The 12759-nt window shown below is 62.4% G+C and carries 10 protein-coding genes; 7 read left to right on the top strand and 3 right to left on the bottom strand.

Translation table 11 applies throughout. The features are described 5' to 3' along the window. The first annotated feature begins 279 nt into the window (after positions 1 to 279). From secA to ACF8GF_RS05380, 4 genes are all read left to right on the top strand, one after another. The gene (gene secA / locus ACF8GF_RS05395; RefSeq protein WP_176682617.1) at positions 280 to 3015 is read left to right on the top strand and encodes a preprotein translocase subunit SecA; all 2736 of its coding nucleotides are present in this window, start codon (positions 280 to 282) and stop codon (positions 3013 to 3015) included. Between the two features lie 182 nt (positions 3016 to 3197). Beyond that, entirely contained in the window at positions 3198 to 4415 is a 1218-nt protein-coding gene (gene argJ / locus ACF8GF_RS05390) for a bifunctional glutamate N-acetyltransferase/amino-acid acetyltransferase ArgJ (protein WP_021785812.1), read from the top strand. Between the two features lie 155 nt (positions 4416 to 4570). Next, positions 4571 to 5203, top strand: coding sequence for a glutathione S-transferase family protein (locus tag ACF8GF_RS05385; protein WP_176682618.1), 633 nt, complete (start codon positions 4571 to 4573; stop codon positions 5201 to 5203). After that, positions 5200 to 6144, top strand: coding sequence for a Nudix family hydrolase (locus tag ACF8GF_RS05380; protein ID WP_392460919.1), 945 nt, complete (start codon positions 5200 to 5202; stop codon positions 6142 to 6144). The genes ACF8GF_RS05385 and ACF8GF_RS05380 overlap by 4 nt, the downstream gene beginning before the upstream one ends. A 139-nt stretch (positions 6145 to 6283) precedes the next feature. Here ACF8GF_RS05380 and ACF8GF_RS05375 read toward each other — a convergent pair whose 3' ends face one another. Genes ACF8GF_RS05375 through ACF8GF_RS05365 form a run of 3 tightly spaced genes read right to left on the bottom strand, consistent with a single transcriptional unit; the run spans position 6284 to position 9837 of the window. Beyond that, positions 6284 to 6850: a cob(I)yrinic acid a,c-diamide adenosyltransferase gene (locus ACF8GF_RS05375; RefSeq protein WP_176682620.1), complete on the bottom strand. Its 567-nt coding sequence runs from the start codon at positions 6848 to 6850 to the stop codon at positions 6284 to 6286. A 1-nt stretch (position 6851) separates the two neighbouring features. Then, positions 6852 to 8882, bottom strand: coding sequence for an ATP-binding protein (locus tag ACF8GF_RS05370; protein WP_176682792.1), 2031 nt, complete (start codon positions 8880 to 8882; stop codon positions 6852 to 6854). A 37-nt stretch (positions 8883 to 8919) separates the two neighbouring features. After that, positions 8920 to 9837 carry a putative 2-dehydropantoate 2-reductase gene (locus ACF8GF_RS05365; RefSeq protein ID WP_176682621.1) on the bottom strand — a complete coding sequence of 306 codons (918 nt, stop codon included), beginning with the start codon at positions 9835 to 9837 and terminating at the stop codon, positions 8920 to 8922. Positions 9838 to 9937: 100 nt separating this feature from the next. Between ACF8GF_RS05365 and ACF8GF_RS05360 the strand changes: the two genes are divergently transcribed. The 3 genes from ACF8GF_RS05360 to ACF8GF_RS05350 all read left to right on the top strand — a co-directional run bounded on the left by ACF8GF_RS05360 (position 9938) and on the right by ACF8GF_RS05350 (position 12755). After that, a complete protein-coding gene (locus ACF8GF_RS05360; RefSeq protein WP_003251890.1) occupies positions 9938 to 10423 on the top strand; it encodes a YajQ family cyclic di-GMP-binding protein in 486 nt (161 codons plus the stop codon). Between the two features lie 115 nt (positions 10424 to 10538). Beyond that, on the top strand, positions 10539 to 11381 hold the full coding sequence (locus tag ACF8GF_RS05355) for a mechanosensitive ion channel family protein (RefSeq protein WP_021785806.1): 843 nt from the start codon (positions 10539 to 10541) through the stop codon (positions 11379 to 11381). 129 nt (positions 11382 to 11510) lie between these two features. Next, positions 11511 to 12755: an MFS transporter gene (locus tag ACF8GF_RS05350; RefSeq protein ID WP_176682624.1), complete on the top strand. Its 1245-nt coding sequence runs from the start codon at positions 11511 to 11513 to the stop codon at positions 12753 to 12755. Positions 12756 to 12759 lie beyond the last annotated feature (4 nt).

Below are 12759 nucleotides of genomic sequence, written 5' to 3'. Positions count from 1 at the left end.
TATCAATACCTCGAGCGGGTTCACCCGCGAAGAGGCCGGCACCGGCAGCCAAAGACAAGACTGGTTCTCGATAGCTTTCATGTTGCCAAGCCTTGAACTCAGGGAAAATGCCCCTATCTAAAACAGGCCCCTGCCAAAACGCTGTATCAGCATCGTGGAAATCCACCACTTTCCTCACCATCGTTTCCGGGTAGAATGCTCGTTCGCATGCGGCCTATGGGCTGCACGGGCGACTCACGGGGCCGCCCTCCATCCCTACGTGTGGAAGATCCTGCCGATATGTTTGCGCCTTTGTTAAAAAAACTTTTTGGAAGCAAGAACGAGCGTGAAGTCAAACGCATGCTCAAGACGGTGAGTATCGTCAATGCCTTCGAAGAGAAGATGGTGGCCCTCTCCGACGAGCAACTGCGGGGCAAGACCGTAGAGTTCAAAGAGCGCCTGGCCAAAGGCGAGACACTGGACCAATTGCTGCCCGAAGCCTTCGCCGTGGCCCGCGAGGCCGGCAAGCGCGTAATGGGCATGCGCCATTTCGATGTGCAGTTGATCGGCGGCATGACCCTGCACGAGGGCATGATCGCAGAAATGCGCACCGGTGAAGGCAAGACCTTGGTCGGTACCCTGGCCGTCTACCTCAACGCATTGTCCGGCAAGGGCGTGCACGTGGTCACCGTCAACGACTACCTGGCGCGCCGTGACGCCAACTGGATGCGCCCGCTGTACGAATTCCTCGGTCTGTCGGTCGGTATCGTTTCGGCCTTCCAGCCACCGGAAGAAAAGCGCGCCGCCTATGCCGCCGACATCACCTACGGCACCAACAACGAGTTCGGTTTCGACTACCTGCGCGACAACATGGCGTTCAGCCAGGACGAGAAGTTCCAGCGTGAACTGAACTTCGCCGTGATCGACGAAGTCGACTCCATCCTCATCGACGAAGCGCGTACCCCGCTGATCATTTCCGGTCAGGCCGAGGACAGCTCCAAGCTGTACATCGAGATCAACCGCCTGATCCCGCGCCTCACCCAGCACATCGAAGAGGTCGAAGGCCAGGTCACCCAGGAAGGCCACTTCAGCATCGACGAGAAGAGCCGCCAGGTCGAGCTGAACGAAGCCGGTCACCAGTTCATCGAAGAGATGCTGGCCCAGGCGGGCCTGCTGGCCGAAGGTGAGAGCCTGTACTCCGCGCACAACCTGGGCTTGCTGACACACGTCTACGCCGGTCTTCGTGCACACAAGCTGTTCCACCGCAATGTCGAGTACATTGTCCAGGACGGCCAGGTTCTGCTGATCGACGAACACACCGGCCGTACCATGCCGGGTCGTCGCCTGTCCGAGGGCCTGCACCAGGCCATCGAGGCAAAAGAGAACCTGAACATCCAGGCCGAGAGCCAGACCCTGGCTTCGACTACCTTCCAGAACTACTTCCGCCTGTACACCAAGCTGTCCGGCATGACCGGTACCGCCGACACCGAAGCGTTCGAGTTCCAGTCGATCTATGGTCTGAACGTGATGGTCATTCCGCCGAACAAGCCGCTGGCGCGTAAGGACTACAACGACCTGGTGTACCTGACCGCTGACGAGAAATACGCCGCGATCATCGCCGACATCAAGGAAAGCATGAAGCTGGGCCGCCCGGTGCTGGTGGGTACCGCGACCATTGAAACTTCCGAGCACATGTCCAACCTCCTGAAAAAGGAAGGTATCGACCACAAGGTGCTCAACGCCAAGTATCACGAGAAGGAGGCCGAGATCATCGCGCAAGCAGGTGCGCCAGGTGCACTGACCATCGCCACCAACATGGCTGGCCGTGGTACCGACATCCTGCTGGGCGGTAACTGGGAAGCCGAAGTGGCTGCCCTGGAAAACCCGACCGCCGAGCAGATCGCCCAGATCAAGGCCGACTGGCAGAAGCGTCACCAGCAAGTGATCGAAACGGGTGGCCTGCATGTAATCGCTTCCGAGCGCCACGAGTCGCGCCGTATCGACAACCAGTTGCGTGGCCGCTCCGGTCGCCAGGGCGACCCGGGTTCCAGCCGCTTCTACCTGTCGCTGGAAGACAGCCTGATGCGCATCTTCGCCTCTGACCGGGTGAAGAACTTCATGAAGGCACTGGGCATGCAGTCGGGCGAGGCCATCGAGCACCGCATGGTCACCAACGCTATCGAGAAAGCCCAGCGCAAGGTCGAAGGCCGCAACTTCGACATTCGTAAGCAATTGCTCGAATATGACGACGTCGCCAACGAGCAGCGCAAGGTGATCTACCACATGCGCAACAGTCTGCTGGCTGCCGATAACATTGGCGACACCATCGTCGAATTCCGCAAGGAAGTACTGGACGCTACCATCAGCCAGCACATTCCGCCGCAGTCGCTGCCAGAGCAGTGGGACGTAGCCGGCCTGGAGGCTTCGCTGGCCAGCGATTTCGCCATCAAGTTGCCGATCCAGCAATGGCTCGACGAGGACGACCACCTCTACGAAGAGACCTTGCGCGAGAAGCTGCTGAGCGAGATCACCGCTGCCTACAACGAGAAGGAAGACCAGGCTGGTCTCGAGGCCCTGCGAACCTTCGAGAAGCAGATTCTGCTGCGCGTGCTGGACGACCTGTGGAAAGACCACCTGTCGACCATGGACCACCTGCGTCACGGTATTCACCTGCGTGGTTATGCGCAGAAGAACCCGAAGCAGGAGTACAAGCGCGAGTCGTTCAGCCTGTTCCAGGAACTGTTGGAGTCGATCAAGCGCGACACCATCCGCGTGCTGTCGCACGTACAGGTGCGCCGCGAAGACCCGGCCGAAGAAGAAGCCCGCCTGCGCCGCGAGGCTGAAGAGCTGGCTAGCCGCATGCAATTCCAGCACGCCGCCGTATCCGGCCTGGAAAGTGAGCAGTTGAGCGAAGAGGGAGCCGAAGTAGCGGTAGCCTCGGCGCCAGTACGCAATGACCAGAAGCTGGGCCGCAACGAGCCGTGCTGGTGCGGTTCGGGCAAGAAGTTCAAGCATTGCCATGGTCAGATCGAGTGATCTGAACCTTACGTTGTACAAGCCTGGGGCCGCTTTGCGGCCCTTTCGCGACACAAGGCCGCTCCCACAGGTGCCGCGCTCGTCCATGAACGGGCGCGATCCTTGTGGGAGCGGCCTTGTGTCGCGATGGGGCGCGAAGCGGCCCCTTTTTCGAAATCATCGTTTTTTCTAGGAGCGCTCTAATGGCTGTTGGTCTTGGTCCTTTGCCCACCCTGCACCCGGTTCCGGGTTTTGAACTCGGTATCGCTTCTGCCGGTATCAAGCGCCCGGGGCGCAAGGATGTGGTGGTCATGCGCTGTGCCGAAGGCTCCAGCGTGGCGGGTGTGTTCACCCTCAACGCCTTCTGCGCCGCGCCGGTGATCCTGTCCAAGCAGCGTGTACAGGGCACCGTGCGCTACCTGCTGACCAACACAGGTAACGCCAACGCCGGCACCGGCGCGCCGGGCCTGGCCGCCGCCGAGCGTACCTGCGCCAAGCTGGCCGAACTGGCTGGCGTACCGGCCGAGTCGGTACTGCCGTTTTCCACCGGCGTGATCGGTGAGCCGCTGCCGGTCGAGAAGATCGAAGGCGCGCTGCAGGCCGCGCTCGACAACCTGTCGGAAAACAACTGGGCTGAGGCCGCTACCGGCATCATGACCACCGACACCCTGCCCAAGGGGGCCAGCCGCCAGTTCCAGCACGATGGCGTGACCGTTACCGTCACCGGCATCAGCAAGGGGGCAGGCATGATCCGCCCGAACATGGCGACCATGCTGGGTTACATCGCCACCGACGCCAAGGTGGCACCGAAGGTTCTCAAGGACCTGATGCTGGACGGCGCCAACAAGTCGTTCAACCGCATCACGATCGATGGTGACACCTCGACCAACGATTGCTGCATGCTGATCGCTACCGGCAAGGCTGACCTGCCGGAAGTGACCGAAGCCAGCGGCGCGCTCTTCGAAGCGTTGAAAAAGGCCGTGTTCGAAGTGTGCATGGAAGTGGCCCAGGCCATCGTCCGTGACGGCGAAGGCGCGACCAAGTTCGTGACCGTGCAGGTCAACGGTGGTGGCAACCACCAGGAGTGCCTGGATGTCGGCTACGCCGTGGCCCACTCGCCGCTGATCAAGACCGCGCTGTTCGCCTCCGACCCGAACTGGGGCCGTATCCTTGCCGCCGTAGGCCGTGCCGGCGTACCGGAGTTGGATGTGAGCCTGATCGATGTTTACCTGGACAACGTTTGCATTGCGAGCCAAGGCGGCCGCAGCCCGAGCTATACCGAGGCGCAGGGTTCGGCAGTGATGGCCCAGGAAGAGATCACCATCCGAATCGAACTGGGCCGTGGCCAGTGCAGCGAAACCATCTGGACGACCGACCTGTCCCACGAGTACGTGAAGATCAACGCCGAGTACCGTACCTGATCTACTGATCCGAAAGCCTCTTCGCGGGCACGCCCGCTCCCACAGGTGTTGCAATGCCTGCAGGAGCGGTGCGGTCCCTGTAGGAGCGGGCTTGCCCGCGAAAGGCCGCGCAGCGGCCTGCGGGTTTTGCAATGCAAACCTGATGGAGCCGAACCATGAGCTATCACCTGATCATCGGCGACAAGCTGTACTCCTCCTGGTCGCTGCGTGGCGCCCTGGCCCTCGAGCTGGCTGGCATACCCTACGAAGAAACCCTGATCAAGCTGAACCAGCCTGATACCCGTCAGCGCATTCTCGCGTACTCCGCCACCGGCAAGGTACCGCTGCTCAAGACCGAGCACGGTGTGATCGCTGACTCGCTGGCCATTGCCGAATACCTCAACGAACGCCACCCCGAAGCCCAGCTGTGGCCTGCCGATGTAGCCGCGCGTGCCCAGGCCCGTTCGGCCTGTGCGCAGATGCATAGCGGCTTTTTTGCCCTGCGCGGCGCCATGCCGTTCGACTTGTCGCGCGACCAGGCGCTGGAAAGCGTGCCGCTGGACGTACAAATCGACATCGACCGTATCGTTGCGTTGTGGTCCGAATGCCGTCTGATGTCCAAGGACAGCGGCCCGTTCCTGTTCGGCAAGCCAAGCCTGGCCGATGCCTTCTTTGCCCCGGTGGCGGTGCGCCTGCGCACCTACCGCGTAGAAGTCCCTGCTGAGGCGGCAGCCTACATCGAGACCATTTATCAGTGGCCAGCCTTCCAGGCATGGCAACAGGCAGGCCTGGAGGAGCGTAAAGCGTGAAACGGATTCATGTAGTAGCGGCCGTCATTCGCGGTGCTGATGGCCGTATTCTGATCGCACGCCGTGCCGACACCCAGCACCAGGGCGGCTTGTGGGAGTTCCCCGGTGGCAAGGTGGAAGAAGGCGAAAGCGTCGAAGCGGCGCTTGCCCGCGAGTTGCGCGAGGAGCTGGGTATCGAGGTAAGCCGGTCGCGTGCGCTGATCAAGGTCAGCCATGACTACCCGGACAAGCAGGTGCTGCTGGACGTGCGCGAAGTCGAGGCGTTCACTGGCGAACCCCATGGTGCCGAAGGCCAGCCGCTGGAATGGGTTGCCCCGCGCGATTTGCCGCAGTACGAATTCCCTGAGGCCAACAAGCCGATCATCGCCGCTGCGCGCCTGCCGGACCAGTACCTGATCACCCCGGATGGCCTGGAGGTGCCGCAGCTGCTCAAGGGCATCCAGAAGTCGGTGGCCAATGGCATTCGCCTGATCCAGTTGCGTGCCCCGGACATGTACGATCCCAAGTACCGCGACGTGGCGGTGGATGCGGTCGGGCTGTGTGCGGGCAAGGCGCAGTTGATGCTTAAAGGGCCGCTGGAATGGCTGGGTGATTTCCCGGCGGCCGGTTGGCACCTGACGGCCGCGCAACTGCGCAAGTACGCTGCCAGGGGCCGGCCATTCCCCAAGGAACGCTGGCTGGCCGCGTCCTGCCACAGTGCCGAGGAGCTGGCGCTGGCTGAGCAGATGGACGTGGACTTTGTCACCTTGTCGCCAGTGCAGGCGACCCAGACTCATCCGGATGCGGTGCCGCTGGGCTGGGATGAGGCGCAGCGCGTGATTGCCGGGTTCAACAAGCCGGTTTATCTGCTGGGTGGGGTAGGGGCGAGTGAGCGCGAGCAGGCCTGGGAGGCGGGTGCACAGGGTGTGGCCGGGATCCGGGCGTTCTGGCCCGAGGTTTGAGTCCCCTGTAACAGGGGACGCTGCGGGGCCCATTCGCGGGCTTGCCCGCTCCCACAGAAAACTCACAAGCTTCAAGCCTGCTCGAAACCTGTGGGAGCGGGCAAGCCGGCGAATGGGCTGCAAAGCAGCCCCAGAAGTATCAGCCTTTGGGTTTCTCGGCGGGCTGCCACAAAACCTCAGCCACCCCCTGGCGCCGCCCGATGATCCGCGCCGCCACGAACAATAGATCGGAAAGCCGGTTGATATACGTCATCCCAACGCCTTCCAGTGGCTCCACGGCATTCAACTGCTGACACCGGCGCTCTGCACTGCGCGCCAGGCTGCGGCACACATGCGCCTGCGCCACCAGCGCCGAACCACTGGGCAGAATGAAGTTCTTCAGCGGCCCCAGTTCTTCGTTCCACACATCGATGGCCGCCTCCAGGCGTTCCACTTCCGCCAGGTTCAACGCCTGGTAACTGGGCATCGCCAGCTCGCCGCCCAGGTCGAACAAGCGGTGCTGACACGGCGCCAGTACTGTGGCCACCTCATTCAGCCCGTGCTCGGCGAGCCCCGCCAGCAGCAACCCCAACTGGCTGTTCAGGCTGTCCACCTCGCCAATCGCTTCGATCCGCGGGTGGTCCTTGGGCACCCGACGGCCGTCGCCCAGGCCGGTTTCGCCTTTGTCGCCGGTGCGGGTATAGATTTTCGAAAGGCGGTAGCCCATGTCATTGCTCCGTTCTGGTCGGCGCCGCCGCTGTCGGCTGGCTGAGGGGCAGGCGCAGGGTAAAGCAGGTGCCCTGGCCTGGCGTGGATTGCACTTCCATCTGCCCCTTGTGGTTATTGGTGATGATGAAGTACGAGACTGACAGGCCCAGCCCGGTGCCCTGGCCGATTTCCTTGGTGGTGAAGAACGGCTCGAAGGTGCGCTTGCGCACTGCCTCGGGCATGCCGACGCCGTTGTCCTCGACCTGGATTTCCGCCCATGGCGGGTTCAGCCGTGTGCGCAGTGTGATGCGCCCGGGCTCGCTGGGTTGCGGGCGTTGGTGGATGGCCTGGGCTGCGTTCTTCAGCAAGTTGAGCAGTACTTGTTCCAGCTCGTTGGCGGTGCAGGGCACCGGCCCCAGGTCGGGGTCGAACTGGCGCACGATGGCTTGACCCTTGAAGTCGAAGCCTATGGCCAGGTCGAAGTCATTGCCGGCAATTTCAAGCGCCTGATCAATCAGTGCCGGCAGTTCACATGGCACCAGTTGGCGGTTGCTGCGGCGGCTGAAACTGAGCATGTGGGTGACGATCTTCGCCGCCCGGGCGCCGGCCTGCTGAATGCCGTCGAGCAGTTGCGGCACCTCGCGGCTGTCCAGGTAGCGGTTGATCGTGGCCAGGTCGATGCCCAGCTCTTCGGCCTGTTCCTGGTTGCGCGGCAGGTCGGACGACAGGCGCCGGCGAATGTTCTGCACATTGTGCAGGATAGCGCCCAGCGGGTTGTTGATTTCGTGCGCCATGCCGGCAGCCAGGCCGCCGACCGAGAGCATTTTTTCCGACTGCACCATCATCTCTTCCAATGACAGGCGTTGGGTGATGTCGTCGATACGAATGACCACGCCGCGCCCGCCGCCGCCGGTCAGTGGGTAGAAGGTCAGGGCGTAGTGGCGCAGGTCGTCGCCCTTGGGCCAGGTTACCCGCTCGATCTTCGCCACTCGATGTTTTTCCACGGTTTCCTTCAGTTGCGGGAGGAACGGCTTCAGCGGCTCGAATGCAATGAACACCGGCTGGTTGAGTGCCTCGTCCAGTGGCGTGCCGGAAAGCACCGTGGCTTCGTGGTTCCATTGGGTCACGTAAAGCTGTTCGTCGAGGGCAATCAGTGCCGAGGGCATCGAGTCGATGATGCTGTTGAGGTAGTTCTGGAAACCGGTGAGTTTTTTCTCGATCTTGCTGCGTACCTGTACTTCCAGTTCCAGCTTGCGGTTGGTGTGGCGGGTTTCCTCGGCAAGGCCCTGAGCCTGGTCGTAGGCGCTCTGGAACTCGTCGCGGGCGCTCTTGAGCTGCTGCTCGCGGGCCTCAATGCGCGACAGCATGGTGTTGAAGGCCTCGGCCAGGCTGCCGATCTCATCGTCGTTGCCGCGCTGGGCGCGCAAGGCATAGCTCTCTTCGCGGGTAACCTGGCGGCTGAGCTCCTCAAGCTGGTTGATCGGTTGTGTGATCAGGCGCTTGATCTGCCGGGCGATGACGATCCATAGCAGGACACTGAACACCAGGATGCCCAGGCTGGCGCTGAGTGTGCCGGTGTAGAAGGCCATGGGCAGTTCGCTGCTGGCCACCAGTAGCAAGTGTGCCGGTGGGTTGGCATCGCGGGGGATGCGGATCAACTGAGTGTTGCGAAACTCCATCAGGCGCCAGCCGTCGATGTTGCGAAAACGCTTGGGCAGGGCCAGCGGCTCGCCATGCTGCAACTGCGCCAGCATCCGCCCATCGCCACCGTAGACGGCGGCGGCACGCAGCGGTGTGTAATTGTCCAGTTCCTTGAGCAGGGCATTGGCAGTGTCCGGGGTGTCGCCGGCGCGGGCTGCAAGCTGTGGATTTGCCACCAGCCGGCCGATGGTCTGCAGAGCCTGCGGCGCCATGCTTTCCTGGGTGATCCAGTAGGCGGCGCTGATGAAGGTGAGGTTGGCCACCAGCAAGATGGTCACCAGCAATACCAGCAGGGCCGCCAGCAGCTTCTGCCCGACCGGGAGGTTTTCCAGGCGTTGGCGCAAGGTCATGGGCAAGGCAATGTCCGTATCCGGTTGAAGGGCCGCGTCAGTCGCAGGGCAAGCCACGCACGCGCAGGTTTTCGACCAAGCGCTGCAGCAGGTGTTCCAGCTGCGGCAGCTGCAGGCCATGACGGGTGGCAGCACGGCAAGCATGGCCGAGCAGGTAGTGCAACTCGGTGCGCCGTCCTGCATGCACGTCCTGGTACATGGAAGAGTAGTTGGCTGCGGTGGCCAGGATTACCCGCTGCACTTCTTCGTCCAGCCCCTCGGCTGCTTGCGGCTGGCCGCAACGGCGCAGCAGTCGGGCCAGCTCGGCGCACAGGGCCTGAACTTCACCCAGGTGCCCCAGCAGCCCGCCATTCTGGCAATCGTGAAGCACGGTCAGCGGGTTGATGGCGCAATTAAGCGCCAGCTTGCGCCACAGTCGGGTGAGTATGTCCACTGTCCATTCCGCGGGGATACCGGCTTCGTGCAGGTCATCGAACCAGGCGGGGACCATGGGGTTACCTGGGTCGCCCAGCCAGTTGAAGCCATGGCCGGCAAAACGCACCTGCCAGTCCCCCTCGCGGAAGGCGCCTTCGGTGCTGGAGACGAAGATGCAGCGAGCGTGCGGCACCAGGTCGGCGACTTCATCCTGACTGCCCAGGCCATTCTGCAGCAGCAGCACCTCGGCGCTTTCGGCCAACCGCGGCGCTACACTGGCAATCGCCGGGGCAGCGTCATAGGCTTTGCAGGCCACCAGCAGGCGGTGAATCGGGCCTTGCGCCTGCGCGGTTTCGGCAGGTATGGCGTAGTGCCGGGTTTGCTCCTGTTCGGCCAGGGACAGGCCACCGGCCTGCTGATAAGCCTGCAGCCGCTGCCCGTCACGCAGGATCAGGCGCACGGCCTTGCCTGCGCGTGCCAGGCGGCAGGCCCACAGACTGCCCAGGCTACCGGCGCCGAGAATATGCCAGGTGCTGCTCATATGCGTTTCGCAACCCGTTATAATGAGCCCGCATTTTAACCTTCAAACCCAGCGCGCTCCATCTTCAGCCTGAGCGCGCTTTTATTTTGGGAGAACCACCATGCCTTCGTTCGACGTGGTATCGGAACTGGACAAGCACGAAGTGCAGAACGCGGTCGACAACGCCATCAAGGAACTGGACCGCCGCTACGACCTCAAGGGCAAAGGCACCTTCGAGTTCAAGGACAAAGAGCAGACCGTGATGCTCACCGCGGAGGAAGAGTTCCAGCTCGAGGCGATGCTGGAAATCCTGCGCCTGGCACTGGTCAAGCGCAAGATCGACGTGAAGTGCCTGGAAACCAAGGACCCTTACGCCTCCGGCAAGGAAAAGAAACAGGAAGCCAAGTTCCGCGAAGGCATCGACAAGGACCTGGCGAAAAAGATCGTTGCCACCATCAAGGATGGCAAGTTGAAAGTACAGGCCGCCATCCAGGGTGAGCAGGTACGGGTAACCGGCAAGAAGCGTGACGACCTGCAGGAAGCCATTGCCCTGCTGCGCACCAAGGAATTCGACATGCCGCTGCAGTTCAACAACTTCCGCGACTGATGTGGGGTCGCCCGGAACCCCGATGGCCAAATGATGTCCATGGGGGCCGGGGTTGCGTAATAACACGCGCGGCCTGTTCTACCGTGTACTTGCCGCTCGGCATCAGGAGATGAATATGGATTTGAACGCTGAGGTCGATCAGCTCGTCCGCCAATCCCAGACGTGGATCCCTTTGATCATGGAATACGGCAGCCGTGTGCTGCTGGCACTGCTGACCCTGGCGGTTGGCTGGTGGATCATCAACAAGGTCAGCGCCCGCCTCGGCAAGCTGGTTGGCCTGCGCAACGCCGACCTGGCGCTGCAGGGCTTCATCAGCTCTCTGGCGAACATCGTGCTGAAGGTGCTGCTGTTGGTCAGTGTGGCCTCGATGATCGGCATCGAGACCACCTCGTTCGTCGCCGCCATCGGTGCTGCAGGCCTGGCCATCGGCCTGGCCTTGCAGGGCAGCCTGGCGAACTTCGCCGGTGGTGTGCTGATTCTGATGTTCCGCCCGTTCCGTATCGGTGACTGGATCGAAGCACAGGGCGTGGCCGGCACCGTCGACAGTATCCAGATCTTCCACACCGTGCTGCGCACCGCTGACAACAAGACGGTCATCATGCCCAATGGCAGCCTGTCCAACGGCATCATTACCAACACCAACCGTCAGCCGACGCGCAAGGTGGTGTTCGATGTGGGCGTTGACTACGAGGCCGACCTGCAGACGGCCCGCAATGTGTTGCTGGAGCTGGCAAAGGACCCACGCGTCCTGCAAGACCCGGCACCGCAGGCGGTCGTGTCGACGCTGGGTGACAGCTCGATCACCGTATCGCTGCGCTTGTGGACCAAGACCTCCGATTACTGGGACGTGATGTTCATGCTCAACGAGTATGCGCGTGACCGGTTGAAGGCCGAAGGGATCGACATTCCGTTTCCGCAGCGGGTCATTCGTGTGGTGCAGGAGACTGCAACGCAGTAATACCGCGTCAAAGCTGGGGCCGCAAAGCGGCCCCGGTTTTTTTCCTACCTTGATTACACTTGTTCACAGCAACTTCCAACAATTTCTGGCATATAGCCTGACCCCGCCTGCCACACCCGATACGCCATCATGAAACCACTGCTGTATATCACCCCTCTGCGCGCCTTGCTGTTCGGCCTGACCTTGGCCCTGTTCGAACTGCTGACCTACCTGGCCAGCGACGCGGTCATGCCGGCCATGCCAGTCGTGGTCGGCGACCTCGACGCCAGCCCTGAATACATACCCCATGCCCTCAACCTGTACCTGCTGGGGGGCGTGGTACTGCAATGGCTGATCGGCCCGCTGGCCGACCGCTATGGACGGCGCCCGCTGCTGCTGGTTGGCTGCGCATTCTTTGGCCTGGCCTGCCTGGCTACCTTCTGGGTCCAGGGCATCGGCCTGTTCAACCTGTTGCGCCTTTTGCAGGGCATTGGCCTGGGTTTTGTGGTCACTGTCAGCTACCCGGCCCTGAACGAGGCTTTCAGCGAGGCTGATGCCGTACGCATGATGGCCCTGCTGGCCAACATCGCCTTGCTGTCGCCCTTGCTCGGACCGCTGGTGGGCACTCTGCTGCTGCAATGGCTGGACTGGCGCTGGCTGTTCGTGGCGTTCGCCATCGGCGCGGTGCTGGCCTGGCTGCTGTTGTACCGCCTCATGCCGGAAACCCTGGGGGTGGAGCGCCGTGACGGTTCGCGGCTGGCATTCACGCCGATTCACCTGCTGCCACTGTTGGCGGGCTATGGCCAGTTGCTGGCCAACCGCCGCTTCGTTGCAGGCAGCGCTGCCCTTGGGTTGGTCGGCTTACCGCTGATTGGCTGGATCGGTCTGTCGCCGGTGCTGCTGATTCACGATGAGGGGTTGAGTACCCTGGAGTATGCCTTGTGGCAGTTGCCGGTGTTTGGCGGGCTGATCCTCGGTAACCTGATCATCAACCGTATTGCTGACCGCTATCCGCTGCCAGCCTTGGTGCGTGGCGCGCTCTGGCCATACCTGGCCGGCCTGTGCCTGATGGTGCTGGCGACCTGGTACTGGCCGAGCGTGACCAGCCTGGTGGCGGGCATGTCGCTGTATGCGCTGGGGTTGGGCGTGGCCAATGCGGTGCTGTACCGCATGACGCTGTTCTCCAGTGAACAGAGCAAGGGTCTGGTTTCGGCCATGCTGGGGATGATCACCATTGCCCTGCTCGGGCTCGGAGGGGCGCTGCTAGCGATGATTGGCGCCGGTGCCAGCTTGCTGCATTTTGCCCTGGCGGCGGGGGTGGCGGGGGCGTTGGCGCTGTGGCCGCTGTGGTTTGTGGTGGGTGGGCGGCCTGGGGAAGGGGCTGTAGCTCGATAATCGG

Source organism: Pseudomonas sp. yb_5, from assembly GCF_043103865.1.
Lineage (GTDB): Bacteria > Pseudomonadota > Gammaproteobacteria > Pseudomonadales > Pseudomonadaceae > Aquipseudomonas > Aquipseudomonas putida_Y.
This window is presented reverse-complemented; position numbering and strand designations above follow the sequence as displayed.